Below are 21931 nucleotides of genomic sequence, written 5' to 3'. Positions count from 1 at the left end.
ATGTTTGAGTTGCTGCTCGATATCAAAAACGCTTTATTGGCTGCAGGAGCCAAAAGCGTAGAACTCGGCATAGAGGAAGGAATCAGCGCAGACGATACACCATTTATCAGAATCGTTCCATCCATGAATGAAGCTGGAGAATTCAACAGAGAGGATCTTGAGTTTGAAGTCTATATAGGCACTGATATCAAAGATACTTTACAAGAAACCTACCAAGAGCATATGGATTTTGTTGCAAGTATCAAAAATTCGCTTCACCTAAAACAGATTGGCACCGGTATCTGCTATTTTCAAAGAGCTGTTTTTGATAAAGACGTTGTCAAAAACTTCAAGGTCGCAATGATGAGTTTTGCATTGAAGGATATCAGTTGAAAGTAGAGATACAAGGACTTAGCGAACTACAGACTCTTTTTAAAAAGCTGGATAAAGACAGCAAATGCGATTTAATAACGACTCTTTTGAATAAAACATACGATTTATCAAAAAAGAATATGGCAAAACACCATAAAACCGGAAAAATGGAACACAATTTATACAAAAAAAAGAGTGGGTGCGATGCAGCAGTAGTTGGAATTAGTGATGACGGGATGATGGTCGACTGGAAAGGAAAAAGTGTAAACTACGCTCTGTTTGTCCATTTCGGAACACAGCCACATTTCATTCATCCAAGATTCAAAAGGGCTCTACGGTGGGTGAAAGATGGTAGCGATAAGAGCAACTTTGCCTTTGCCAAAGCAGTAAGACATCCTGGCTACAAAGGCGATCCATTCCTTTACAACGCACTTGATGAAGCAAGCAAAGAAGTAAATCAAATATTTGGGAGATTTGTAGATGGACTATAAAACAATGTGGCAGTTTGCCTATGAAGCATACAAGGGAGATGGCGGTTTCAGTGACGGCGGCTATATCGACAAATATCCAAGAGAAAGCGATGAGAAATACAGCAACAGGCAAAAAATCGCCTTCTATACCAACCTTTTCGCTCCAAACGTGACACGATATATCGGGTATATCTTCAAAAACAGACCGATAAGAACTTCATCCAACAAATTTATTCAAATGGTTTTTGATGATTGTGACAAGCAAGGCAACGATATAGACATATTCATGTCCAATTTTGCAAAAGAATCGAAAGTTAGAGGAGTCGGCATTGTTCTTGTGGATATGCCAAAAGATGTCGGACAGACAATTGGAGATCAGCTCAAAAACAGGGCCCTTCCGTTTTTCACATCCATTGCCCCAGAAAACATCACGGAATATAAAATAGACGCATACGGCAACTTCGAGTACGTGAAATTCAAAGACACAATAGACAGATCTGAACCTGGCAATCCAAATATCATCAATGTAGAACGATATTTCGACAGAACCTCCTGGCAAGTGCTTCAAGGCGGCGAAGTTATTGAATCAGGAGAGCACAATTTGGGCTTGACTCCAGTTTTAATCTTTAGCGAGACTGGGAAGTTTCCTGATATTGGAGAATTCACACAGGTTGCTTCAATCGCGAAAAGACATTACAATCTTAGGAGCGAACTAGATGAGATTATGAGAGGTCAAACATTCAGCGTCTTGACTATCCAGGCAGACAATCCAAGTGATTTTTCGTTAAAACTGTCCACAGACAACGCCATCATCTACGGGAAAGAGATGACACGCCCAAGCTTCATCGCTCCAGAAGTAGGACCAGCAAACATCTATCAAGAAGAGATTGAAAAACTTGAAGCTTTAATAGACAAAATTACCTACAACTTTACCACAAATCAAACTCAAGAGAGTGGAATCGCACTTGATATCAAATTTCAAGGACTCAATAGCTCATTATCCAACTTTGCCATGAGATTGGAAGATTTTGAGGCAAGACTATTTGATATTGTTTGTAGGTATTTGAACATCAACAATGATGTAACTATCCAATACTCAAAAAGCTTCAGCATTGTAGATATTACAAAAGAGTTCAGTACACTTGAAGCATTCAAAGAGCTTGGCTATTCGGCACCTACTTATGAAAGATTAAAATTGCTGCAGATTATCAATAATGATTTAAACTCGATTGGTATTGAGGATATGGATAAGATTAAAAGCGAGTTGGAGGATTTAGAAAAATAGAAATCAAGCAGCGTGGGCAGATATATTGTGCTCAATAATAGACTTCAGTTTTTCTAAAAAAAGCTTATCGCTCCCCTTGCTTTTATCTCTTGCAATTACATCTAGAGCCTTTTTATCTAAATCAATCACTTGCTGGTCATTTTCATATGGAATAAGTGCTTCCCTGTGAGCCAAAAACAGATGTCCTTCTCCAAGATCACTTGTCCAACTTTTTATATCTATCTCGTAATTTTTTAAAAGTTTCTCGAAATCTTTCATTTGCTGCTCCTCTTTTTATCTTTGCTCCAACCTCAAGATGTAGTTGCTCGAAACTTTTTAGCTCAGGTTCAATCTTATAGCTTGTCATAATTTGACCATGCTCGTTAAAAACTACTGCCCAGCTCTTATCTTTATTGTAGCATAAATTATCCCAGCTGTTTTTATGCTCCGCAAAAATATAGATATCGCATTCTGCTAAACACTCCAAAGTTTTTTCAATATACTCTTCTTTGCTTTCAATATGCCCTGCTTCTATACGTTTCTCGATGTGCTTGATAAAATTATCCTCTGACATCCATAGTTTAGGAAAATCTCTCTTTACATCCTGTATATTTTGAGCAGATTTGATAATTTTTTCTTCAATTTTTCTCATCCCTGTATTATACCCCACAATCTCCTCGTATTTTCTTATCGGATATTTTGGCCTTAATCTATTAAAAATCCTCTCGATGTCCTCTCCTCGTTTAAACTCCTCAAGCTTTTGATAACTACCAAGGATCTCTTTTTGCTCATATTTGCTAAATTTCGCCATCGTCTCTTTTTGAGCCTGCTTGAAACTTTTTGGCCTGATCTTTTTGAATCGCACTTTCTCTTTTGACGTAAGATAATGAGGCACATATTTGCATCTGCAAAACGGATGCAGGGGGAGCGTTCTCATCTGGGTCTTTGGAACTATGCCTTTGCCATAGCCAATATCGAGTTTTGCATAAAAATCACAAATATCTGTTTTTGGATGGGAGGAACTCATCTCGAACTTTACAAACTCTACTTCATCATCTTCAAGATACTCAATCGCGTTTTGCCAGTTTTTGGCTCTAAAGATTTCTGTTTGCGCTATCCTGTTGGCATAAAACCTCGCTTTCTCCTCAATAGCGGTTCTGAGCGCTTTATCCAGGGCTTTTTTGTCTTCTTTTTCTATCGCTTCCAGAAGCTGCGTATAACCTGCTCTTAACGGCGATGTTTTGAGTTTATTGACCTGCTTCAAAAGTTTTCTTTGGGCATTTGGACTACCAAGCTCTTTTTGTAAATATTTTGGAAGCCTCTTTTTAACTTCTACCACCTCTTTATCTCTAAAGCCATACCCCTCATAAAGCTTCCTTGCAAGTTCTCCGATCGTCTTTTTCGATTTTATATGATCTTTGATGAGATAACTCGCTCTTTTTGCTGCCTCTTTCGCATTTGCATAAAGCGCATTGGATAATTCAGGTCCTATAAGTATCTCTGGCGGAATACTCTTCAAAGTCGGTTTTATTTCAGACTCGATGTATTCCTGGACCTTTTCGTTAAACTGTCCAAACTCTTCAAGCAAGATCTCTTCTATCTCTTTGATAGAATACCCCTTTTGCAGCAACTCTTTTATATGTTCATAGAGCTTTTTAGCTTCTTTGTCTATCATAGTCCGTTCTCTTTGAGAATTTGATATATCCATCTTTTGCTCTTACCAAATTCTTCAGCAAGCTTGGCCACAGTAGATGGTTTGCTCATGCCAACTTTTCGCATCTTTTTATAACTATCCATTATGAGCTCTGGTATAATTTTCCCTTTTGGGAATGTAATCGCATATCCAGCGCAAAATTTAAGTACCTTTTTATAGTTCTCTTCATCAAGCACAAGCTGTAAAGTCTCAAACGGGAGTGTTTCGTATCTCATATCAATCCTATCTTCATTGATTTTGCACTGCTTCTTTTGCGAATCAAAGGCGATAATGCATACCTGATAGCATCAATGCAGTGATTGTTTTTATCTTCAAGTTGCGGCAATATGTCTCCAGCGCTATTTGTTTTGTAGCTATAGAGCCTAAACTCTTCGGCTGTATGCTTACAGTTTGGATTGATAATTATCTTTTTGAAACTTTTCATAAACTCGATCCCATCTTCCACGCTTCCTGGCCATTTTGGAGCGGGTTTTATCGTAAATCCTCTTGAATTGAGAAAATTTATCGTCTCTGGGCGTGAGCTGTCCGCTCTTATAATATGGCTCCTGCTGCCTACGATTTTGTCAAACAGACTTGGCGTATCATCAAGGGTGCAGCCTACTTTGTATGCCTCTTGGTCGATGTAGAGATACTCTCCTACTACCCACACTCTTACAAGTGTAGTCGGATCCACCGCAAAGCCCCAGTCAGCACCATAGTAAACCTCTTTAGAGTTGCCAACATCTATCGTATCGATTGCAAATTTATCCCTAAATACCTGCGCATCGCTGTAGGTGATACATTCGCCCTCCCAAACGTGCATATACCGCTCATAATCCGTTTTTTTATCGTACTCCATCTCTTCTCGTAAAACATCTGGAAAATATGGGTTATCTTTGTACGTTACTTTTTTGACAAAAGCGTTCGATGGAGGATTGACTACAAATCTTTGGTATGTCGGATCTTCTACAAAGTATGGGTTGAAACTGACCCATATCTCGCTTCCTGGCTTTCTGATGGTTGGGATAAGTATCTGCCAGCTCTCCTCGCTCACCGTTTGTGCCTCTTCCACCCAGCATATATCCACGCCTTCAGTGGATTTTATGGACTGGATGTTGTGCCTGAGCCCTTTAAAAATAAACTCGCTTCCAGTCAGTTTGTTCCTGATCTCTCTTTGCGTCACTTCAAAGTTTGGCAGATGGTATTTGTCTATGAGATCGCTCAAGAGACGATGAACGCTGTCGCTGATGGAGTTTTGAAATTCTCTGGCACAAAGAATGCGAAGTGGTTGTTTGCTTGCAAGTACGAGCAGCGTCAATGCGAAATTGTAGCTTTTGGCACTTCCTCTCCCGCCATAATAGACTTTATACCGATACGGCTTCACTAGCGCTTCAAATGGCTTTAGTGGAATATATTTAATTTTTGCCAATGACTATCTCCACGTCAACCGGCACGATACCTTTGTGCTCGATCTTTTGCGTATAGTCGCCTCTAAGTTTGCTCAGTTGATCAGCTGCTTTGAGTCTGTCTTTCATTGTTGTCTTGTCGTGTCGTATTACTTCTGTATAGAATTTCATAAGTTCGCTCACACTCATGATCGCTTCATCTTCAGCTTTTTTTCGTAGCTCTTCAACCCTTGCCCTAACCTTATCCTTTTCCAACAATATTGAAGCTTTTGACCAAATAGTTTCATCCTTCATCTTATTTGCGTTATACGCCTTCCTGTATGCTTCACTTGCATTACCGGTTTTTACATATTCCAAGCAAAATTTTTCCTGCTTCTGGGTAAGTTTCTTATCCATTTTCACACTCCTATAACCACACTTTGATTTTTGCGGTTTATATTTCTTAATAATCGCTTAATACGATTTTCAAACCTTAAAGTTACACTTTTGACCACACTTTTATATATATTGTAAAACCCTCTCTTTTTCTCTACTTTTTCCTCTTTTCTCTTTATAAAAAGGGTTTTAGAAAATTTATTGAAAAAAAGTGTAACAAGTGTAACCGTAGTATTAAAACTCCCATTCTGTAGGCATTCTCTGTGGTTACACTTTTGGTTACACTTTGGGTTACACTTTTCAAAGTGTAACCACTTTGTTAAGTAAAATTGATTAAAAATTGATTTTCGTTTAGTCGGGTTACACTTTAAAGTGTAACTTTTCCAAAAGTGTAACCTTAAAGTGTAGAAAGTGTAACCGCTCATCAATCACCCCACGACTATCGCCCTGATGGGCTTTCCAGCCATTTTGACCACTGTTGTCTCACCAACTTGATATGGTGTGATTATATTGCGCTTGATCCAGGTAATTGTCTTGCTGTCACCAAGAATCTGCTCGACGATTATCATCAAATATTTATTAGGTATCACCCCTGTGGTGATGGCCTCTTGCAGTTCTTCCCATTGAAAATCATTAACGATATTTTTCTCGACGACCCCTTCAAGCCCGTTATCCAAAAACCACTCAATGTCTCTGTCTGTCAAAGCTTTTGCAATTTGCTTCAACACACTTTCTGTGGTTTCTACGATAGCTTTCTTTTTCTCGCTCATTACGACTTCGTTTACCTTTGAACGATCCACCTTGATTCCTGCAAGATACTTCGCAAAGCCTTCCGCATTGTTCAAGATTTCTTGATAGCTCTCCGTTGTCCACCACTCTTGCTCTTTGAGGACGTTGTTGCACTCGATAACGTTGAACCGTCTGTCGCTGTCCTCTATATCAACTGGGATCGTTTCGTTGGAGTTTATGATAAAGTTACAGAAGTTTTTAATCTCAACCTCTTTCATGTTTTTTCTGTTTATGTAAAGCGTCTCATCTGTGATCCATGTTTTTAATCGGTTTTTAACAAGCATTCTGCTTTTTCGATTATCCGCACTTACTTCATTGAGATGCACAATGAGTTTGTTGTATAGATACGGGTTGAACTGACTATCAAGATTTGCATCGGTGATATTTGAGCTCATATGCTCTTCAAATATCTTTTTGAGCAAATCTACAAGCAAGCCTTTACCCGTGCCCTGCTTGCCCATGAATATCCAAGCGACGCCTGTTCTCTCCTTATACTGATATATAAACGCCAGCCAGTTGATAAACAATCCCATTGACTTTGCGTCGTAGTCAAAAAGATTGAGAAGCAGATTTTTCACAATCTCTGGCATCTCTTTTACAGGCTTCACCTTCATAAGCGGAGTCGGCTTGAAAAGATTGATATACTTGATGCCTTCCTCTTCCCACTTCTCCGGCTTGCTTGGCTCGTATGCGCCGATATATGTTGGCACGGCAATATTTTTTGGCGTTTTGCCAATAATTTCAAAGACTATCTGCTGCAAGCTTGATTTTGCTATGTAGTCCACTCTATTGTTTCGCTTTATGCCGTATTTTTCAAGCTTTATATCAAACCAAACCTCTATCCCTTTCGTAAGAAGCACTTTATAAAGCCATAGAGGGTCTTTCTCCTCTTTGTCGTTTCTCGGTCCGCCTTCTTCGTTGTACGGCTCGAATGGACAGTCACTTTCGTTTCTCAAAGCAGGATCATATACGCTGTCCACAAAGTCACATGCTTTTTTTAGCGTTATGCGTCCATAAGTGCTGCCTGCAGTCGGCCTGTCCCACTTCTGGCGCATCAGAGGTGACTGTCTGAATATCCTGTCCATTCTCTCTATATCTTTTCCACACCAGAACGCAAGCCTGTTCGCAAAGCTCATATCAAGACTGCTCCAGTCGTCGCCATCTTTTGGAGCGTCTGGCCACTGTCCCTTGCGCTTCATAAGATCGATGATGGCTTCATCATCAAGTGTGGTTGCACTTTCAATTTGCACTGGAGCATTTTTTGTTTCTATTTTATGCTCTGCAAATTCACCAAGTATACTTAGATCAAGCTCTTTGATATCGTCACGGCCATCGAACACTTCGCCTGTAATTGTCATATATCGTCCGCTCTCATACACTTCAAGCGCACTGCCGTCATCAAATTTTGTTTTATGTTTGATATAGTCTGGAAGTTTTCCGCTTACGACGACATGCAGCCCGTCACCGCTTGGAGAGATTTCTGTGTAGCTCTTTATCTCTTTAAGCAGCTGCCTCGCCCATTCGCACTTGACTCGTTTGTTTTCATCTAGCACATGATCAAGGTCTATAAAAACAAACGGATCGGATTTGGTGAGCACGAATCCAAGTCCGTTTGCGCCATACCTAACAAGTCCGGCCTGCGCTTCGTCTATATCACCCCATGCGAGAGGGTCTGTGGAAGAGGCTTTTTTGCCGTTGTTTGGATTATATGGGATTTTCGTATCTCTCTCTTTTTTCCAAATAACCCATTGGGCGTATCTGGAAAGCGCCTTGATTGCAGGTATTTCCATAATCATTCTGTCATCTCTCTAAGCTTGGCGTCGAGTGCGTCAAGAGTGTTTTTGAATTTCTTTATCTTCTTACGCAACCTCACCGCTTCGTCGTAGTCGATCTCGCCATCTTCCACCGACTCCATCACATCTTTTGCAAACTCTCCAAGCTCCATCTCCATGGCGAAATTTGTATTCATCACAAGCTGGATGACGCTTATCTTGCTTGATCTGGTCTCTTGTTTGCTTAATGTGTATCCATAATGGTTTGCCAACGCCCTCAAAACGATGTGATTTGAATCTAAGAGCATGTTTAGTATAATGATTAATTCATCGACCTTAAGGTGTTTTTCGCTGTACGGGTTGAGTTTGTTGTAAAGCTGTTGTTTGCGGTTCTGACCACGCAGCCCAAGCTCATCGGCGATCATATCGGACGGGTTATAGCCATGATTTTTTTTAAAGTCGTCGAAGGCTTCTTTGATGGCTTCATAGATAAACGGGTGTTTATACATGTCGTCTCCTTTATCAATCTTTACAGGAGACAGAGACAGGCACACCCGTTAAAGCCTGTCCCCTGTAAAAATTGACATTTGATTAATAGATTATAAATCATTTGTCTATTAGTTGTCAAGTATTTGATAGGGAATCTATTTATAAAGAAAAAGATCTGAAAAAGTTACTTCTTGTCTTTACATTTCTTATTTCAAGTTGGGCTTCATGAAACAAAGGCAGACAAAACGACATCATTATAAGAACAACTGATTTTGACAATATGTTTAAAAAAGGAGAGGCATATCTTGATTGGAAGAAGATTCCAAAATTAATAAAACTACTTAAAAATGCAAAAAATGTCTATTTAAAAGCAAAAAAAGCAGATGAGATAGCTGAGGAATTTAAGTGATTTAATTGCAATCATACTCCAGTATAGTTTTTACAAATAAAAGTATGTGTTCTGGTGATCCAAAAGTTAAGCGATGCCGTCCCTGCTTCCCCTGCAATGGGAGGGAGAATTTCTCAGTCGTGTTGTAATCTGCCTTTTGACGAAAATTCTTTAATTGTTCGAGCTGCATTCTTAGCCCTGCAGGCAGATTTTTTATAACTTTGCTATGTGAGTTGTCGCTGAAAAACAGATTATGATCTGGATGGATGATATCTTGTTGTATCATTTTGTCCCTGCAGTGCAGAAAACAGGTATAGTACGCCCTGCTGACTATATTTCTCAAAAAAATCTCATATTCAATGTCATTAGATTCAAATGATGTTATGTTTTCTGCTTCTTTTTCTACTATTTTCCTGTAATATCCAGCGCTACCGAATGAGGTCATCTTATATCATATTAATGAAGATATTGCGAGGGATGTCGATATCTAATTTATTTACTATTTCAATTGCTGCTTTAATCGGATTTGCTTCATTTTTTAAATAAAACAAGACATAAATATTTTCGTCGTCATAATCCACATCGTATTTTCTCTCAAGATCATACCCAAGTTCTTTAGCCTTTTTGAATATTGCATCGACTACATGACCTGGGACATTGAGTATTTTTGTATCTTCTACTGGAGGAACTTGAAAATGAGTATTGCTATATTTGGCACTAATTTTTTCCGTTGCGTGGTAACTGTACATATTTGCGTTTGCTACATTTGTGCTTAGTGCCGCCATAGCCATGCCTCCAGCAAAGAATATCTTATATTTTTTATATTTGTCATTCATCTTTCAATTCGTCCTTAAGCTCAGGAAAAACATCGAATATTCTATAAATAATATCTCTTGCCATATTTTTGGTAATAGCCACAGAAGAAACAATCGTTACGTCATTATCGGTAAGTTGTCGCATGAAATCAAAAATGATGACTGTTTTATCTTTTGTCGTTCTTGTTCCGAGTCCTTCTACAAACAAAGTAGGTTCAACGGACCCACGTGGCAGGATATTGAAATTTTTCCCTTCGCTCATTCCAAAGCCTTTAAATGCGATTCATATTTTATTATAACTATTCGAACTAAAAGCGTTCTTATGATACATTTTTACAAGGAGCGAAATAATGCCAGATGTTACAGAAATATTCAACGGTATTTGTGGATTATATGATGCACCTAATAACCTTGCCGTAGATCTCAAAGTGTCTTTGATCGTCGGCTTTTATCTCCCAGCTATCATAATCCGGATTCGCACTTTTCACCCACAAGTTGCCTGTATTTAGATTCATCTCGAGAAGCTTTACCATAAGAACGTTGTCGAAGTTGATCACATAGAGCCCGTCTCCAGTGAACTCTTTCGTTTCGTCCACAATCACCCAGCTATCAGGAAAAAGCATAGGGATCATGGAGTAGCCGTCTACCTGCATGGCTCTGAGTCTGCCTTTGACGGGCTTTTTGATGAATATTTTGTCTATGATCGCAGATTGTCCACTGTCAAAAATATCTATCGCCTCGAAGTTTGTGGTTTTGCCTGCGCTTGGTCGGACCGAGAGAATGTGGACAGGGTAGCCTTCCTTGCAGCTCTCATTCGTTTGCAATACTGGTTTGACATCTGATTTTTGATCAATTTGTGGCAGCTCGCCTGTAGCGATCCATTGTGCTACCTCTTCGCCAAATGCATCTTTTAACCTGCTTTTTATATTGTAAGTTATCTTCTTTGCACCAGCACCTCTTTCATATCTACTTACAGCTGTTACATCTGTATCTATTCTTTTTGCAAACTCCCCTTGCGGTATATCAAGAACTTTTTCCCTGAAAAACTTCAATCTTTCATACCAATGCGAAAGTTCATTAGTCAAACTATTGACTTTTGATTGTAATTTGTCTACAATTTTATTAGACATTTGTTCAAAACCTTTGAATGTATTTGTTCAAAACCTTTGAACAGATTATAACAAGAAAATAGACAAATGAAGGGGTTCACTTGACAAAATATAAACCAATATTGTCACTTTATGCAAAATTGCAACACTGCCTCTTGACAAAAGGTATACAAGATCCGTTTTGCACCGTAGCGAAAGAGGCAAAAACGACTAAACAAACTCTTATCAAGACACTATACAAAATAGACAAAGGGATAATCACACCTACTGGAGAGCGAGTTATTGAGGCGATTAAAAAACTATGCCCTCGTGCCGGGCTTTTAAAACATATCAAAGACCGTTCATAGAGTCATCATCGGATGGCTTTATTGAGCGGTATCGCTTGACGTGCGCACTATTTGACAACCCAGCCTCTTTGGCAGGAGAGCACCAGCAGAGATTGCTGGAAGAGGCTTATTAACCGCTGGTAGCCGAGCCACGACAGCGGTAAAGCTTTGAAGCCCCGACCCTACTCCCTTTCCATCTTATCGGGTCGGGACTTGAGGGCTTTTTGGATAAGACTATGGGGCAGATATTGTGGATATTTGCCAGAGACAACTCCAAAAATTACCACAAATGACATGGCGAGCCAATTTGGAGCGCCTAAAAATGTAGCAATTTCAAAAATTAAAACAGAAGCGAGTCCTACTATGATCACATCTATCAAAAAAGCAGCGATAAAAATAACTATAGAGCTTATGTTTTGGGTGCTCATTTGTTATCTCCTTTGTAAGCTCTTTTATTATGTTGGGATAACAAATCCTCTATGGAATGTTTTAGTTTCTTTTTTGGTGTATGTTTTAGTTTTATCATTGCATTTTCTAATCCGTATAGTCTTGTTGTGCAACGATAGAGTAGAACTACTATCAGAATTATTGGCCCTACAATCGAAGAAAGAATCTGCCAAAGATAAGTCTGAATGAATTGGCAAACAGTTATATCCATCTTACTCCCCTTCCATGCTAGATAACAGATTATACCAGCGAACAAACCAACATAAAGGATAAATCATGGAGAACCCAACACTACGACTATCAAAAGCTCAAAGAGCAGCACTAAAGCGAGGGGCAAAAGAGGGCAAAAAGGCAAAGGACTTCGATGCGCTTCTCAAAGAGGAGATGGCAAAGCTTGAGAAGCAAAACAGGATAAGTGAAGCAAGGGAAATGAAGCACACATTCTTTGAGAATTCGTTTATTTCAAGAAACTTTGGGATGGAATGGTAAGAATGGCAGCGGAGCGCCCAATCTCCGCTACCGTTTCCTATCTAATGCGTAACCGCAAGCAGTATATAGCCCACAGCCAACATAAGATAGGCAAAAGTTGCGAGCCAACTTATGTGCTCCATGTGCACCTCCTTATTATGGGATGCCCACCTCTGGCCCGTTAAAAACACTCCAAAAAAAAAAAGCCCCGCAGGAGAAACTCCTACGAGGCTTAACGGGCACATGGAGCTTGGGCGCACTCCATACACAAGCTGGCTCGTTCATCTTCGAACTTAGCCCAAAGGGCTATTCCAATTATAAAGCGTAATAACTTAATTGGAGATAAAAGGAAAAAACATGGCACTCAAAATCAAAAGGAAACGCAAGTACGCAATTTGCTACCTCTTCGGCGTGTTTTGGATCGATTCCAAGACAAAGAAAATCTTAGGCAACTGGTGAAAGGAGAGATCATGGACACAGTGACTGCACTCACGTTGAGCATTTTGTTCGCGACATTGTTTTTGATTGTAGCGGGTGCGGCTATCTACATAGCCGAGTTTTTCGAACGGATCAAAAAAAGCAAAGATACGGACATTATAGAGCCATACGGCTACGGCAAGTACAGGAAAGTTCAAAGATAGCTATACAGGGCGCTTGATAGAGCGTCCGATATAGGTATCTGCCAATACCTATACAAATACATATACAAAGGAGAAACAATGGCAAACTTGGCAAAACAACCAATCATTACTCCAAGGGGCAAATTGAGATGGGTGTTCGTCACAGGACAGGGGCGACCAAACCTAAACGGAGAGAATCAATACCAAGCGGTGCTTGTATTGCCAGACGGCTCCAAGGAAGCAGACGATCTCATAGCGCAAATCGAGCAGTTTTGGGAGGATAACAAACCAAAAAACGCAAGAGATCCAAAGAGCATGGGTTACAGGACCAACAAAGATGGAGAAATTGAGTTCAACTTCAAAACATCAACCACTTTCCCAGATGGCACAGCGAAAAAGGTAAAAATATTCGATTCAAGAGCCGTAGAGGTGACAAGAGAACTGAAAATAGGCAACGGGTCAGAAGGACGCATAAGCGGTATGATGGCTATCTATGACAATGGACCAAACAAAGGTGTGACTTTGTATCTCAACTCCATCCAGCTGCTCAAATACAAAGAATATGACGGCAGCAGCGCTGCTGGATTCGAACCAGTAGAGGATGGAGGCTTCACAGCAGATGACGTTCCATTCGACACATCAATAGAGCCTGCAATCGCTGGAGACTACGAGCCTCAACCAGCAAAACCAAAACGAAGGTTCTAAAATGAGCGTCCTCATACGCCCATCGAGTGTCCACAGTTTTTTTGACTGTCCATACAGGTGGGCGCAAATTCATCTATTAGGCATTAGGAGCTTTGGAAATTTCCAAACACTTCGAGGCACTGGTGTCCACGCTGGCGCTGAGGAGATTTGGGAGGAGAGTCAAAAGGCTGGATCAAAAACGTTCAGCCTATCTGCAGCAAAAGACAGAGCAGCAGAAACTGTTGAGAAAAGAGTTGAGGAAGAAGAGTTTCGTTTTGAGGATTTCGAAACACCAGAACAAGCGAAAGACGATGCTGTAAAAGGCGTTGAAGTGTACGCAAAAGAGATAGTGCCAAAAGTCGACATCCCGATACAGGTAGAGCATTACTTCGAAGCTGAACTTGACGATGACATCAAGATAGGCGGGACCACAGACTCTATCAACCCAGACGGAAAGATAAGAGATATCAAGACATCCACAAGGAAAGTGCAACCAAGCAAATATATCGAGCAGCTTTCCATATATAAGCGCCTTGCGGAGGTAAACGACATCAAAACGCAAGACAAGGCAATCATAGAAAACGTTGTCTTCTTGAAAAACAACATCGGCGCTCACGTAATGGAAGTGCAGATCGACGTTGAAGGCACGAAACGAAAGATTGACGACATAGTGAAACGAATAAAACTGTGGAAAGAGGCGAATGACGAGTTCGGCAAGCTCGACATCCTCTTTCCACCCAACCCCAACTCCTTCATGTGTTCAGAGAAGTTTTGCCCGATATACAACTCTTGCTACATCAAGAACGATGTCCCAGTTTGAGTATCTGCCACATCAAAAGGAGTTGGGTGAACTAGTATACCAAAAGGCATCAAAATTTGGATTCGCAATATTGGCTGCTGAGGAAAGAACTGGCAAGACCGGTACTTTCCTCTACGCCATAGAGAAATCGCAGGCTCAAAGCTGTCTGATACTTACAAAGAAAGCGGCGATAGATGATATCAAGGAGCAAATCGAGGCTTTTGGCTGCAAAAAGCAGTATGAGGTAATCAACTACCAATCCTTACACAAGATACAAAACGCCGATCCAGACGTTGTCGTGCTTGACGAGTTCCATCAAGCGCTTTGCGCCTATCCAAAGCCAAGCAAGACGCAAAAGTCGGTCAAGAACCTTTGCAAAGACCGCATTATTATATATGTATCTGCTACGCCGTTTAGCGAGTCTTATAGCCAATGCTTTCACGCTCTTGATATCTGTTCATACAGTCCGTTTAGGAAATATAAAAATTTTTACCAATGGTTTGCACATTACGGCATACCAGTAGAACGATGGATCGGCGGTAGAAAGACAACCGAATACAAACTCACAAAAGAAGCACTCATAAAAGCAAAATTATCGCCCTACATGGTGCAAATCACACGCAAAGAGATTGGTTTTAAACATGAGCCAGAGGATCATGTTTGTAAAGTTGAACTTGATGAAATTACAAAAACAAGGATTAATCTACTTCGCAAGCATCGCATCCTATATCTTGAAAACGGCCAAGAGTATGTGGCTGACAGTACAATGGCGCTGATGAACGGCGAGTATATGCTCACTGGTGGCGGATTGATGATAGACAATGAGTATCAGCCTCTATCAAACGAAAAAATCCGCTACATTTTTGAGCATTTTGACGACTCAAAAAGTATGGCCATTATGGCACACTTCGTAGGCGAGCAAGAGCGGTTGAAAAAGATATTCAAAGAAGCCGACGTATTCAGCTCAACTTCTGACGCAGAGGGCGTTGATTTGAGCGGCTATGACAAGCTTATAGTTTATTCGATGAGCTACTCCACGAGCAAGTACGTGCAAAGACGGTGCAGGCAATGCAATATCAATCGAAAAAAACCAATACAGGTCTACTATCTGCTGACCGACTACATAGACAAAGAGGTCTATAAATCGGTTGCCGTCAAAAAGAAAAACTTCACAAAGAGAGTCTATGAAAGAATCGCTGATACAAAAGAAGATACTGGACTTTTTAAAAAAGAGGGGCTGCTATGCAGTGAAGGTCATTGCGGCTAATGAGTCTGGCACGCCAGACATACTCGCCTGCTGCAACGGCAAGTTTGTGGGTATAGAGGTCAAAGCTGGCAGGAACAAGCCCACAAAGCTCCAAATGCATAAGCTTGAAAAAATCAAAGAGGCTGCAGGTATTAGCATGGTGGCGTATAGCGTCGAAGATGTAGAAAAAATGCTGGAGGATGACAATGGTTGAGCAAATTCTTGAAGAGCGAGGTAATATTTATGGGGACTTCAACAGACAAGCAAAAATAAGCCAGCAGCTCAAACAAATTGTACTTGAAGCAAATCCAAATATTACTAAACATCCACCCGTAGCTGAAGGCATTGAAATGATCTTACACAAGATAGCAAGAATTGCGAATGGAAAAGAACTTTATATTGAGAATTTTAGAGATATTGCTGGTTATGCCCAATTAATCGCAGATGCTATCGAGCATATAGAAGGTGCAATTGATGCAAATGTAACATACAAAACAAGAGGAGGTGAAGGATGGTTGTCAGAATGACTTCTCGAAAAAAATGGAAGCATCCAACTAATACATTGACTTACAATAGTTGGAGAGCTATGAGACGAAGATGTTTATACGATCCTCCGAAAGCATATAAAGAAAAAAGGATAAAAATTTGTGAAAGATGGCTAAACAGCTACGATGCATTTGTAGAAGACATGGGAGAGCGTCCACAAGGTACTACATTAGACAGGATAGATCCAAATGGAGATTATGAACCTGCTAATTGCAGATGGGTTGATTGGAGAACGCAGGAAAATAATAAAGAAGATTTAACAAAAATTGAATATAACGGAGAAATTCACACAATAGGTGAATGGGCATATATTCTTGGATTAAATAAACGACAACTACAAAGAGCTTACAAAAGACATGCCGAATATGGATGCAAAACATTTGATGAAATATTTTTCGATGGACATCTCGTTACAAAAAGAGTTTCTGAAAGACAAAATAAATGTAAAGTGTGTGGCACTTCGAAAAGCTGCAAATGGAGAAAAAATGGGACACTTTGCAATACATGCTACCACAGAGAATATAGGGCTCTCATAAAACGAAGGAGATAAAAAAAATGAACACAGAAATGACATTCAAACTAATCAGAGGATGGGCGGACGATAGAGGCCTTATTGAAAACTCTACACCACAAGCGCAATGGATGAAATTGGATGAGGAATTGGGAGAGCTATCAGTAGCAATTCAAAAAGATAAAAAAGCAGACACGATTGACGCTTTTGGCGATGTGGTTGTGGTTCTCACAATCATGGCAGCACAGCTTGGCTTGGAGCTTGAAGAATGCGTCAAGGCTGCGTATGAGGAGATCAAGGATAGAAAAGGCTATATGAGCAAAGACGGAGTGTTTGTGAAGGAGGAAAATTATTAAAAAACGGTAAAATTAGAAGAAAATTATAAAAAAGGCATAGAGATGAAAAACATACAATTGTTTGACCTCTATAGCAGCTACATCTTTCAAAGGCTATATGAGGAATTTCCAAAATGTATAAGCATAGAGCCAGTAGACAAAGAGTTGGCTGAGATAGACGAAAAGTTTGCCGATGAGTTTAAAAAACTTAATATCAATATCGATATGTTTGAAAAAAACTTGATTTTTTCAGAAACGATATTGTGGCTTACAAATAATGGCTTTATAACTTTTTCCTCATCATACCCTGATACAAAACGACCGGTTGAACCTATGCCTTATCAACATTTCTTATGCATATCACTCACACTAAAAGGGCTGAATCTATTGACAAGTCCAAAACCGAAGAGTATCAACAAACATAAAAAACTTGGTGAAGAAATAGTCGAAAAAGTTAAACATGGATCGCTTGTAGAAGCTGGAAAAATGCTTACTGAAAATATGTTTGATTTTGTGATTAGGAAAGGGTTGGAGTGATGGAAGAAAACATAGTAAAGAAGGTGTGTAAAGAACTGGGAATTACGCAGAAAGAGTTGGCGGAGAGGGGCAAAATGGCTTTATGTTTTTACATTTCTTGTTTTACTAAAGCTTCCATAAATTCATTGGCTTTTGATTTAAATTCTTTAGCTGCTTTTGAGGGATCATCAATATGTTTGACTTGCTCAAGAGCATATTGTAAAGCATAATGAGCATATTCATCTGGCTTAAGAGCAACTGGGAGTAGCTTTCTCATATTGCCCTTTGGTGCCAGTTCTTTTGTGCTAAAAGAAATATACATTGTTTTCCTTTCTTGCCCCTCTCAAACAAATTATACATAAAGGAGAAAAAATGACATCACCATACGAAGAAAAACTTAGGCAATTCAAAATACGGCTTTTGGATAAAATTATAGACATATTAGACACAATGGACGAAACAGAGAAGATCGTGTTCATTGAGTCATTTCTCAATGAAGAAACGAAAAATGAAATAATGGTAACACTTGTGCTAAAGGACAAAGATGGAAGAAAACATAGTAAAGAAGGTGTGTAAAGAACTGGGAATTACGCAAAAAGAGCTGGCGGAGAGGATTGGTATACCTGCGGGAACTGTAAGCAGGTGGGCTTCTACTGATGAAATACCAAAAACAGCAAAAGTTGCTTTAGAGCTTTTACTTGAAAACAAAAAACTAAAAGAACAGACAAAAGTCTTGCAACTGCTCAAAGAGACATTAGAAAACCTCGACAAATAGGGAAATTTTAAAGCGTCGAAAAAATCGACGCTTATTCATTTATGAAACTTTCAATAACATAAAACCTCAGTTATGAAATAAAACTCTTGACAAATCCTCATTAATGATGTAAACTTCAAAATATAATTTCATTAATGAGGAGTTTTGCTATGAAAATCATCAAATTTGAAAATTTGGAACTTCATTTAGATGATAGCGATACGCTATCTACAAAAGAGGTTGCATTAGGATATGGTGTAAGTGCTTCAACAATTAGAGATCATAAGAAGCAACACCAAGACGAAATCCTAAAAAACATCCACTACATTGAAGTATGGGATGAGAAGTTTAAGCGATATATCACCCGCTGGACACTCGAAGGCGTTCATATGCTTGGCTTTTTCATCAAAAGTGAAAGAGCCAAAGAGTTCAGAAAATTTACAGCAAAACTGCTAACCGAAATTAAAAAAGGCAATGTTCATGTGTCTGTTGCCCCAGCCAACTGCCCTGCTTCAGATAATATGTCCACACGGATAAGTGGTTACAAGGGAGTAATAGCAAGAAAAAATAAAGAGATTGAAAGATTACGCTTTGAGCTTTTGGCATGCAAAGAACGCAATAGCAAAGAGATAATGCTCCAACATCAAATCCTTGACCTTGCAGGCTCACTTGCAAGAGAGCAAGAGGAGCTTAAAGAGTGGGCGCATCACTTGAAATACGTTGCATCAAGGATTGAAGAGTTATCAAAAAGCACGCAATACCATCTAAACGTCTTAGGCAAATACAAAAACGCACAATCAAACGCAGAAGCACAGAAAAAACGAACCAAAAAGGATATGCAATGGGAGAGATATCTACTGAAACAAAAATCCAAGAAGGACGAGTCTATAAGCTAAAAGACAATGCACATGGACTTGACGAACGAGTTGTGGTTATAGGTGTTGATGAGACACTCGTAATCTTATTCGGACTGAGCAGCACGCAAACAATGTATGTACAAAAAGAAACTTTTGAAAAATTTTTCGAGGAGAACAACAATGAAACCTCAAGACCTATGTGATGACTACTTTGCACTCAAGGAGAAAAAGACACCATTGGTGTTAAAAGGAGCAAAAAAGGTGGCTGAATACCTGAAAGAAAAGAAAGGGGATAAAAAAATGGAACTGATGACATACAAAGAAGCGGCAGAAGCACTTGGCATTCAAGAGTCAACGGTATTCAACTATGTAAATATAGGCAAATTGTATGGACCAAAAAAAGGATATGTCACAAGAGAAAGTGTCCAAAAAAGATTGCTTGAAAAAACGAAAAATCTCAAAAGAGTCGGCAGAAACATAGATGGTGAATATCTGCCAGGCGGCATTAAAAAGAGTGAAGTTGAAGAAACTTTTGACGAAGCAATGAAAAAAGTTGAACAGGTAAAACCACATAGAAGAGGTTTAAAGCTCATAGACCTTGATACTTTCGAAGCAGCTCTAAAAGCTGCATACCAGCAAGGAAGAGCGGAAGCTTTAAAAGAGTTGGAAAGTGAAACGATCACGTTGGATGATGTTTTGAATGAATATATCCCAAAGGTGAAGGAGCAAGTATGATGCCACAAAGGGGAGAAATTTGGTATCGAAAAAGATACAACAGAGAGGGGTGTAAACGAGTGAAAGTTGTAGGAGTCGATGATAAGTTTATTCATATTATAGATGATGAAAAGAATGACTTTAGTGTATTGAAGGAGAACTGGCATGAGCATTTTAGCAAGAGTGAATCCGAAACCATTGCTAAAGCAGAGCAAACCACAGCTTGAGTTGCCTAAAGGAGCAATGAAAGATTGGGCGTATTTGACGCTCTGCGTTGCCTTGTTCGAGATCACTAAAGACCCATCAACATATATAGATGATGGTGCGTATGAGATAGAGATTGATTATAAAGTATATAAAAAAATAAGAAGAAACTTCAAAAAATTGGTAGATAGAACAAAAGAGGAGTATGACAAGTTATCAAATGCGGATAAAAGAAAAATATACTATTTTCAAATGGAGCTGCTTAGAATGGCTTTTGCAACTGGAGATGAAAAAATCCCTTTGCAAGTGTTATCAGTTCTGATTTGGCACGAAAGATTTAGAGAAAGAGATAAACCACTGCACAAGTCATTAGAGTGGACAAAAGAAGCAAATATCGATTATATCTGCGATTTGCTTGAAAAAGCCGATATACCAAATCACAAATGGCTTCAAGTTGTGGAATTGGCTACCAATATAGCAGGGGTGATGTGATCAGCAATCTTTAGTGTATCTATCGTATTTATCATGGTCTAACAACCTATGCAATTCTATGTAATCCTCATACGAAAGATACAAAATGCGATAGTTTTTGTTCACTCTTACACTGTAAAGATTGTCTGCACGCTTGCAGGTAATATGTTTATTATGCAGTGAAGGATGCGATGGGTTCTTACATAAAAGTTGAATGGTCTTTTTGACTTGATTATGAACGGATTTATCTTTTATTTTTGATAAGTCCCGTTCGTATAATCTGCTAAGCCTTATTTTCATTGTTTGCGATGATAAGCCCCAATTCTCTTTGGGCAATCATAAGCTTATCAAGGATTTTATTGGAAATGTCCAAGAGTTCAGCATGTGATTTAATCACTGGAGAGAGTCTGGTGGTAAAAGATTTGAGCATATCGTAATCATCGTCAAGCTTGAAAACAAGCTCCTCAAATCTACTTTTATCATAAGTAAGATCATCGATGATATCAACGAAGCCATCTATAAACGCAAGAGTGTTTTTGGCATGCTCTAAAATCTCTTTGGCTTCTTTATCACTGATGATCTCGTTGTTATGCTGCTGCACATACTCGGTTTTATGTAGCGTTTGGACAAATTTATCTATTGGAGATAAATCCTGATGAATTGCTTCAAACATATCCATGCTCTTTTAACATTTTTTATTTATTGGATTATAGCGAAATTCAAATAAAACCATTTAGATATAAATGCATTAAAAGGAGTGCGAATGATTAAGAAATACGATGACAACTATATCGATCTATCCAGGATCGATGCGGTCACGAAGATGTATAAATCCCAATTCAACAATGTGCAATATTGGAGTTTTGTTGTCATCTTGAATGGCAAAAAAATTGAGTTTGAAGATTATGATGAAGAAAGAATCCAAATATTGAGAGATAAGATTGTAAACGATTGGATAAGGATCACAAATGCCAACGCTTGATGAACTATATGGCAAAAGCCTTGATGAATACTTTGAACGACTTGATAGTGAGACCGATTGGGAACGAGTAGCAAAAGAAAAATCCAGGTACTTTGTCCCAGCAAAAAATGAAATAGAAATCAGAATGCTTCAAGAAGCATATGATGAGCTTGCGGCAAAGAACACCAAGCTTAATGATTATGAGCTGATGCTTGCCATTAAACGCAAACAGGAGATTATAAAGAAAAGGAAACATCTTGAAAGACTGAAAAAGGGGAAAGGATAAACCATGAGCAAAATCTACGCTAACACTGCTGAAATGGCGGCAATGATAGGTAGGTCCGCAGATTGGCTTAAAAAACGAAAGGCAAATGGCACATTTACAGAAGGCATTCACTATTTTCACCCGAATGGAGAGCGTGATCCGTTCTGGAAGATAGAAGCCATAAAAGAGTGGATAGAGCAGTCTCACGAGCCGCTTGTGGATGAAATCCTTCAAAAAATGGTATCATAATGGCTCATCGGTTTTCGGCTGGCACGGAAAGGAATAA

General features: G+C 39.3%; 37 protein-coding genes and 1 pseudogene. 24 read left to right on the top strand and 14 right to left on the bottom strand.

The window, feature by feature from the left end:
- Genes NIS_RS02575 through NIS_RS02565 form a run of 3 tightly spaced genes read left to right on the top strand, consistent with a single transcriptional unit; the run spans nt 1 to nt 2106 of the window.
- Entirely contained in the window at nt 1-372 is a 372-nt protein-coding gene (locus NIS_RS02575) for a hypothetical protein (protein WP_012081847.1), read from the top strand.
- Nucleotides 369-842, top strand: a complete 474-nt coding sequence (locus NIS_RS09950; RefSeq protein ID WP_012081846.1) for a hypothetical protein — start codon at nt 369-371, stop codon at nt 840-842. Before NIS_RS02575 ends, NIS_RS09950 begins: the two co-directional genes overlap by 4 nt.
- Nucleotides 832-2106, top strand: coding sequence for a hypothetical protein (locus NIS_RS02565; protein ID WP_012081845.1), 1275 nt, complete (start codon nt 832-834; stop codon nt 2104-2106). Before NIS_RS09950 ends, NIS_RS02565 begins: the two co-directional genes overlap by 11 nt.
- Nucleotides 2107-2109: 3 nt before the next feature.
- On the opposite strand, the gene NIS_RS02560 is transcribed toward NIS_RS02565, so the two are convergent.
- The 11 genes from NIS_RS02560 to NIS_RS09945 form a co-directional block, all read right to left on the bottom strand.
- Nucleotides 2110-2364, bottom strand: a complete 255-nt coding sequence (locus NIS_RS02560; protein ID WP_012081844.1) for a hypothetical protein — start codon at nt 2362-2364, stop codon at nt 2110-2112.
- Nucleotides 2303-3760: a hypothetical protein gene (locus NIS_RS02555; protein WP_012081843.1), complete on the bottom strand. Its 1458-nt coding sequence runs from the start codon at nt 3758-3760 to the stop codon at nt 2303-2305. Before NIS_RS02555 ends, NIS_RS02560 begins: the two co-directional genes overlap by 62 nt.
- On the bottom strand, nt 3757-4014 hold the full coding sequence (locus NIS_RS02550; protein WP_041353983.1) for a hypothetical protein: 258 nt from the start codon (nt 4012-4014) through the stop codon (nt 3757-3759). Before NIS_RS02550 ends, NIS_RS02555 begins: the two co-directional genes overlap by 4 nt.
- Nucleotides 4011-5207: a PBSX family phage terminase large subunit gene (locus tag NIS_RS02545; RefSeq protein WP_012081842.1), complete on the bottom strand. Its 1197-nt coding sequence runs from the start codon at nt 5205-5207 to the stop codon at nt 4011-4013. Before NIS_RS02545 ends, NIS_RS02550 begins: the two co-directional genes overlap by 4 nt.
- A complete protein-coding gene (locus tag NIS_RS02540) occupies nt 5194-5580 on the bottom strand; it encodes a terminase small subunit (protein ID WP_012081841.1) in 387 nt (128 codons plus the stop codon). The genes NIS_RS02545 and NIS_RS02540 overlap by 14 nt, the downstream gene beginning before the upstream one ends.
- Before the next feature lie 407 nt (nt 5581-5987).
- The gene (locus NIS_RS02530; RefSeq protein ID WP_041353982.1) at nt 5988-8138 is read right to left on the bottom strand and encodes an NrS-1 polymerase-like domain-containing protein; all 2151 of its coding nucleotides are present in this window, start codon (nt 8136-8138) and stop codon (nt 5988-5990) included.
- 2 nt (nt 8139-8140) lie between these two features.
- Complete coding sequence (locus NIS_RS02525) at nt 8141-8629, bottom strand: phage regulatory CII family protein (protein ID WP_012081838.1); 489 nt, start codon at nt 8627-8629, stop codon at nt 8141-8143.
- Nucleotides 8630-9019: 390 nt separating this feature from the next.
- A complete protein-coding gene (locus NIS_RS02520) occupies nt 9020-9442 on the bottom strand; it encodes a hypothetical protein (protein WP_012081837.1) in 423 nt (140 codons plus the stop codon).
- A gap of 1 nt (nt 9443) precedes the next feature.
- Nucleotides 9444-9833 (bottom strand): hypothetical protein, encoded by a 390-nt coding sequence (locus NIS_RS02515; RefSeq protein ID WP_012081836.1) that lies wholly within the window; start codon nt 9831-9833, stop codon nt 9444-9446.
- Nucleotides 9826-10074: a hypothetical protein gene (locus tag NIS_RS02510; protein ID WP_041353981.1), complete on the bottom strand. Its 249-nt coding sequence runs from the start codon at nt 10072-10074 to the stop codon at nt 9826-9828. Before NIS_RS02510 ends, NIS_RS02515 begins: the two co-directional genes overlap by 8 nt.
- A gap of 127 nt (nt 10075-10201) precedes the next feature.
- On the bottom strand, nt 10202-10942 hold the full coding sequence (locus NIS_RS09945) for a LexA family transcriptional regulator (RefSeq protein ID WP_012081835.1): 741 nt from the start codon (nt 10940-10942) through the stop codon (nt 10202-10204).
- 80 nt (nt 10943-11022) lie between these two features.
- Here NIS_RS09945 and NIS_RS02500 point away from each other — a divergent pair, with 80 nt between their 5' ends.
- A complete protein-coding gene (locus tag NIS_RS02500; RefSeq protein ID WP_041353980.1) occupies nt 11023-11268 on the top strand; it encodes a hypothetical protein in 246 nt (81 codons plus the stop codon).
- A gap of 161 nt (nt 11269-11429) precedes the next feature.
- Here NIS_RS02500 and NIS_RS02495 read toward each other — a convergent pair whose 3' ends face one another.
- Nucleotides 11430-11675 carry a hypothetical protein gene (locus tag NIS_RS02495; RefSeq protein WP_041353979.1) on the bottom strand — a complete coding sequence of 82 codons (246 nt, stop codon included), beginning with the start codon at nt 11673-11675 and terminating at the stop codon, nt 11430-11432.
- A 295-nt stretch (nt 11676-11970) separates the two neighbouring features.
- On the opposite strand from NIS_RS02495, the gene NIS_RS02485 reads away from it, so the two are divergent.
- The 10 genes and pseudogenes from NIS_RS02485 to NIS_RS02445 all read left to right on the top strand — a co-directional run bounded on the left by NIS_RS02485 (nt 11971) and on the right by NIS_RS02445 (nt 17440).
- Nucleotides 11971-12183: a hypothetical protein gene (locus NIS_RS02485; protein WP_012081833.1), complete on the top strand. Its 213-nt coding sequence runs from the start codon at nt 11971-11973 to the stop codon at nt 12181-12183.
- Nucleotides 12184-12632: 449 nt separating this feature from the next.
- Nucleotides 12633-12803, top strand: coding sequence for a hypothetical protein (locus NIS_RS10265; RefSeq protein WP_158297267.1), 171 nt, complete (start codon nt 12633-12635; stop codon nt 12801-12803).
- Nucleotides 12804-12881: 78 nt separating this feature from the next.
- Entirely contained in the window at nt 12882-13487 is a 606-nt protein-coding gene (locus tag NIS_RS02480; RefSeq protein ID WP_012081832.1) for an ssDNA-binding protein, read from the top strand.
- A gap of 1 nt (nt 13488) precedes the next feature.
- Nucleotides 13489-14286: a PD-(D/E)XK nuclease family protein gene (locus NIS_RS02475; protein WP_012081831.1), complete on the top strand. Its 798-nt coding sequence runs from the start codon at nt 13489-13491 to the stop codon at nt 14284-14286.
- 22 nt (nt 14287-14308) lie between these two features.
- Nucleotides 14309-15532, top strand: a complete 1224-nt coding sequence (locus tag NIS_RS02470; protein ID WP_158297266.1) for an SNF2-related protein — start codon at nt 14309-14311, stop codon at nt 15530-15532.
- Nucleotides 15513-15599, top strand: a pseudogene (locus NIS_RS10455) (hypothetical protein); the annotation flags it as partial. The gene NIS_RS02470 and the pseudogene NIS_RS10455, both read left to right, overlap by 20 nt.
- Before the next feature lie 118 nt (nt 15600-15717).
- Complete coding sequence (locus NIS_RS02460) at nt 15718-16038, top strand: hypothetical protein (protein WP_012081828.1); 321 nt, start codon at nt 15718-15720, stop codon at nt 16036-16038.
- 59 nt (nt 16039-16097) lie between these two features.
- Nucleotides 16098-16607, top strand: coding sequence for a hypothetical protein (locus NIS_RS09940; protein WP_148164061.1), 510 nt, complete (start codon nt 16098-16100; stop codon nt 16605-16607).
- Between the two features lie 5 nt (nt 16608-16612).
- Nucleotides 16613-16924, top strand: a complete 312-nt coding sequence (locus tag NIS_RS02450) for a MazG-like family protein (protein ID WP_012081826.1) — start codon at nt 16613-16615, stop codon at nt 16922-16924.
- A gap of 42 nt (nt 16925-16966) precedes the next feature.
- A complete protein-coding gene (locus NIS_RS02445; RefSeq protein WP_012081825.1) occupies nt 16967-17440 on the top strand; it encodes a hypothetical protein in 474 nt (157 codons plus the stop codon).
- Nucleotides 17441-17528: 88 nt separating this feature from the next.
- On the opposite strand, the gene NIS_RS02440 is transcribed toward NIS_RS02445, so the two are convergent.
- Nucleotides 17529-17741 (bottom strand): hypothetical protein, encoded by a 213-nt coding sequence (locus NIS_RS02440; RefSeq protein WP_041353977.1) that lies wholly within the window; start codon nt 17739-17741, stop codon nt 17529-17531.
- Between the two features lie 50 nt (nt 17742-17791).
- Here NIS_RS02440 and NIS_RS10260 point away from each other — a divergent pair, with 50 nt between their 5' ends.
- The 7 genes from NIS_RS10260 to NIS_RS02405 all read left to right on the top strand — a co-directional run bounded on the left by NIS_RS10260 (nt 17792) and on the right by NIS_RS02405 (nt 20440).
- The gene (locus NIS_RS10260; RefSeq protein ID WP_012081824.1) at nt 17792-17995 is read left to right on the top strand and encodes a hypothetical protein; all 204 of its coding nucleotides are present in this window, start codon (nt 17792-17794) and stop codon (nt 17993-17995) included.
- Complete coding sequence (locus tag NIS_RS02430; protein WP_041353975.1) at nt 17964-18194, top strand: helix-turn-helix domain-containing protein; 231 nt, start codon at nt 17964-17966, stop codon at nt 18192-18194. Before NIS_RS10260 ends, NIS_RS02430 begins: the two co-directional genes overlap by 32 nt.
- A gap of 149 nt (nt 18195-18343) precedes the next feature.
- Nucleotides 18344-19069 carry a hypothetical protein gene (locus NIS_RS02425; protein ID WP_012081823.1) on the top strand — a complete coding sequence of 242 codons (726 nt, stop codon included), beginning with the start codon at nt 18344-18346 and terminating at the stop codon, nt 19067-19069.
- Nucleotides 19015-19233 carry a hypothetical protein gene (locus NIS_RS02420; RefSeq protein WP_041353974.1) on the top strand — a complete coding sequence of 73 codons (219 nt, stop codon included), beginning with the start codon at nt 19015-19017 and terminating at the stop codon, nt 19231-19233. Before NIS_RS02425 ends, NIS_RS02420 begins: the two co-directional genes overlap by 55 nt.
- The gene (locus NIS_RS02415) at nt 19211-19765 is read left to right on the top strand and encodes a hypothetical protein (RefSeq protein WP_012081822.1); all 555 of its coding nucleotides are present in this window, start codon (nt 19211-19213) and stop codon (nt 19763-19765) included. The genes NIS_RS02420 and NIS_RS02415 overlap by 23 nt, the downstream gene beginning before the upstream one ends.
- Complete coding sequence (locus tag NIS_RS02410) at nt 19762-19971, top strand: hypothetical protein (RefSeq protein WP_041353973.1); 210 nt, start codon at nt 19762-19764, stop codon at nt 19969-19971. The genes NIS_RS02415 and NIS_RS02410 overlap by 4 nt, the downstream gene beginning before the upstream one ends.
- Nucleotides 19972-19987: 16 nt before the next feature.
- Nucleotides 19988-20440, top strand: a complete 453-nt coding sequence (locus NIS_RS02405; protein WP_041353972.1) for a hypothetical protein — start codon at nt 19988-19990, stop codon at nt 20438-20440.
- A gap of 262 nt (nt 20441-20702) precedes the next feature.
- On the opposite strand, the gene NIS_RS02400 is transcribed toward NIS_RS02405, so the two are convergent.
- Nucleotides 20703-21092 carry a hypothetical protein gene (locus NIS_RS02400; RefSeq protein ID WP_012081819.1) on the bottom strand — a complete coding sequence of 130 codons (390 nt, stop codon included), beginning with the start codon at nt 21090-21092 and terminating at the stop codon, nt 20703-20705.
- A 90-nt stretch (nt 21093-21182) separates the two neighbouring features.
- On the opposite strand from NIS_RS02400, the gene NIS_RS02395 reads away from it, so the two are divergent.
- Genes NIS_RS02395 through NIS_RS02385 form a run of 3 tightly spaced genes read left to right on the top strand, consistent with a single transcriptional unit; the run spans nt 21183 to nt 21894 of the window.
- Entirely contained in the window at nt 21183-21401 is a 219-nt protein-coding gene (locus NIS_RS02395) for a hypothetical protein (RefSeq protein WP_012081818.1), read from the top strand.
- Complete coding sequence (locus NIS_RS02390) at nt 21388-21666, top strand: hypothetical protein (RefSeq protein ID WP_041353971.1); 279 nt, start codon at nt 21388-21390, stop codon at nt 21664-21666. The genes NIS_RS02395 and NIS_RS02390 overlap by 14 nt, the downstream gene beginning before the upstream one ends.
- A 3-nt stretch (nt 21667-21669) precedes the next feature.
- Nucleotides 21670-21894, top strand: coding sequence for a hypothetical protein (locus NIS_RS02385; RefSeq protein ID WP_041353970.1), 225 nt, complete (start codon nt 21670-21672; stop codon nt 21892-21894).
- Nucleotides 21895-21931: the final 37 nt, after the last annotated feature.

The organism is Nitratiruptor sp. SB155-2 (genome assembly GCF_000010325.1).
In the GTDB taxonomy this organism is placed as follows: domain Bacteria; phylum Campylobacterota; class Campylobacteria; order Campylobacterales; family Nitratiruptoraceae; genus Nitratiruptor.
Note: the sequence above shows the minus strand (reverse complement) of the source record. Positions and strands in the feature narration are given on the sequence as shown.

What these genes read in the sequence shown, in the direction of transcription:
- NIS_RS02400 (WP_012081819.1), bottom strand. Translation starts at nt 21,092, where the DNA reads ATGTTTGAAGCAATTCATCAGGATTTATCTCCAATAGATAAATTTGTC.
- NIS_RS02480 (WP_012081832.1), top strand. Translation starts at nt 12,882, where the DNA reads ATGGCAAACTTGGCAAAACAACCAATCATTACTCCAAGGGGCAAATTG.
- NIS_RS09945 (WP_012081835.1), bottom strand. Translation starts at nt 10,942, where the DNA reads ATGTCTAATAAAATTGTAGACAAATTACAATCAAAAGTCAATAGTTTG.
- NIS_RS02460 (WP_012081828.1), top strand. Translation starts at nt 15,718, where the DNA reads ATGGTTGAGCAAATTCTTGAAGAGCGAGGTAATATTTATGGGGACTTC.
- NIS_RS02565 (WP_012081845.1), top strand. Translation starts at nt 832, where the DNA reads ATGGACTATAAAACAATGTGGCAGTTTGCCTATGAAGCATACAAGGGA.
- NIS_RS02525 (WP_012081838.1), bottom strand. Translation starts at nt 8,629, where the DNA reads ATGTATAAACACCCGTTTATCTATGAAGCCATCAAAGAAGCCTTCGAC.
- NIS_RS02440 (WP_041353977.1), bottom strand. Translation starts at nt 17,741, where the DNA reads ATGTATATTTCTTTTAGCACAAAAGAACTGGCACCAAAGGGCAATATG.
- NIS_RS02550 (WP_041353983.1), bottom strand. Translation starts at nt 4,014, where the DNA reads ATGAGATACGAAACACTCCCGTTTGAGACTTTACAGCTTGTGCTTGAT.
- NIS_RS02405 (WP_041353972.1), top strand. Translation starts at nt 19,988, where the DNA reads ATGAAAGATTGGGCGTATTTGACGCTCTGCGTTGCCTTGTTCGAGATC.
- NIS_RS02530 (WP_041353982.1), bottom strand. Translation starts at nt 8,138, where the DNA reads ATGGAAATACCTGCAATCAAGGCGCTTTCCAGATACGCCCAATGGGTT.
- NIS_RS02430 (WP_041353975.1), top strand. Translation starts at nt 17,964, where the DNA reads ATGGAAGAAAACATAGTAAAGAAGGTGTGTAAAGAACTGGGAATTACG.
- NIS_RS02475 (WP_012081831.1), top strand. Translation starts at nt 13,489, where the DNA reads ATGAGCGTCCTCATACGCCCATCGAGTGTCCACAGTTTTTTTGACTGT.
- NIS_RS02575 (WP_012081847.1), top strand. Translation starts at nt 1, where the DNA reads ATGTTTGAGTTGCTGCTCGATATCAAAAACGCTTTATTGGCTGCAGGA.
- NIS_RS02515 (WP_012081836.1), bottom strand. Translation starts at nt 9,833, where the DNA reads ATGAATGACAAATATAAAAAATATAAGATATTCTTTGCTGGAGGCATG.
- NIS_RS02560 (WP_012081844.1), bottom strand. Translation starts at nt 2,364, where the DNA reads ATGAAAGATTTCGAGAAACTTTTAAAAAATTACGAGATAGATATAAAA.
- NIS_RS02390 (WP_041353971.1), top strand. Translation starts at nt 21,388, where the DNA reads ATGCCAACGCTTGATGAACTATATGGCAAAAGCCTTGATGAATACTTT.
- NIS_RS02445 (WP_012081825.1), top strand. Translation starts at nt 16,967, where the DNA reads ATGAAAAACATACAATTGTTTGACCTCTATAGCAGCTACATCTTTCAA.
- NIS_RS02555 (WP_012081843.1), bottom strand. Translation starts at nt 3,760, where the DNA reads ATGATAGACAAAGAAGCTAAAAAGCTCTATGAACATATAAAAGAGTTG.
- NIS_RS02510 (WP_041353981.1), bottom strand. Translation starts at nt 10,074, where the DNA reads ATGAGCGAAGGGAAAAATTTCAATATCCTGCCACGTGGGTCCGTTGAA.
- NIS_RS02425 (WP_012081823.1), top strand. Translation starts at nt 18,344, where the DNA reads ATGAAAATCATCAAATTTGAAAATTTGGAACTTCATTTAGATGATAGC.
- NIS_RS02415 (WP_012081822.1), top strand. Translation starts at nt 19,211, where the DNA reads ATGAAACCTCAAGACCTATGTGATGACTACTTTGCACTCAAGGAGAAA.
- NIS_RS02385 (WP_041353970.1), top strand. Translation starts at nt 21,670, where the DNA reads ATGAGCAAAATCTACGCTAACACTGCTGAAATGGCGGCAATGATAGGT.
- NIS_RS02540 (WP_012081841.1), bottom strand. Translation starts at nt 5,580, where the DNA reads ATGGATAAGAAACTTACCCAGAAGCAGGAAAAATTTTGCTTGGAATAT.
- NIS_RS02420 (WP_041353974.1), top strand. Translation starts at nt 19,015, where the DNA reads ATGGGAGAGATATCTACTGAAACAAAAATCCAAGAAGGACGAGTCTAT.
- NIS_RS02450 (WP_012081826.1), top strand. Translation starts at nt 16,613, where the DNA reads ATGAACACAGAAATGACATTCAAACTAATCAGAGGATGGGCGGACGAT.
- NIS_RS02395 (WP_012081818.1), top strand. Translation starts at nt 21,183, where the DNA reads ATGATTAAGAAATACGATGACAACTATATCGATCTATCCAGGATCGAT.
- NIS_RS02520 (WP_012081837.1), bottom strand. Translation starts at nt 9,442, where the DNA reads ATGACCTCATTCGGTAGCGCTGGATATTACAGGAAAATAGTAGAAAAA.
- NIS_RS10260 (WP_012081824.1), top strand. Translation starts at nt 17,792, where the DNA reads ATGACATCACCATACGAAGAAAAACTTAGGCAATTCAAAATACGGCTT.
- NIS_RS02410 (WP_041353973.1), top strand. Translation starts at nt 19,762, where the DNA reads ATGATGCCACAAAGGGGAGAAATTTGGTATCGAAAAAGATACAACAGA.
- NIS_RS02495 (WP_041353979.1), bottom strand. Translation starts at nt 11,675, where the DNA reads ATGAGCACCCAAAACATAAGCTCTATAGTTATTTTTATCGCTGCTTTT.
- NIS_RS10265 (WP_158297267.1), top strand. Translation starts at nt 12,633, where the DNA reads ATGGACACAGTGACTGCACTCACGTTGAGCATTTTGTTCGCGACATTG.
- NIS_RS02485 (WP_012081833.1), top strand. Translation starts at nt 11,971, where the DNA reads ATGGAGAACCCAACACTACGACTATCAAAAGCTCAAAGAGCAGCACTA.
- NIS_RS09940 (WP_148164061.1), top strand. Translation starts at nt 16,098, where the DNA reads ATGAGACGAAGATGTTTATACGATCCTCCGAAAGCATATAAAGAAAAA.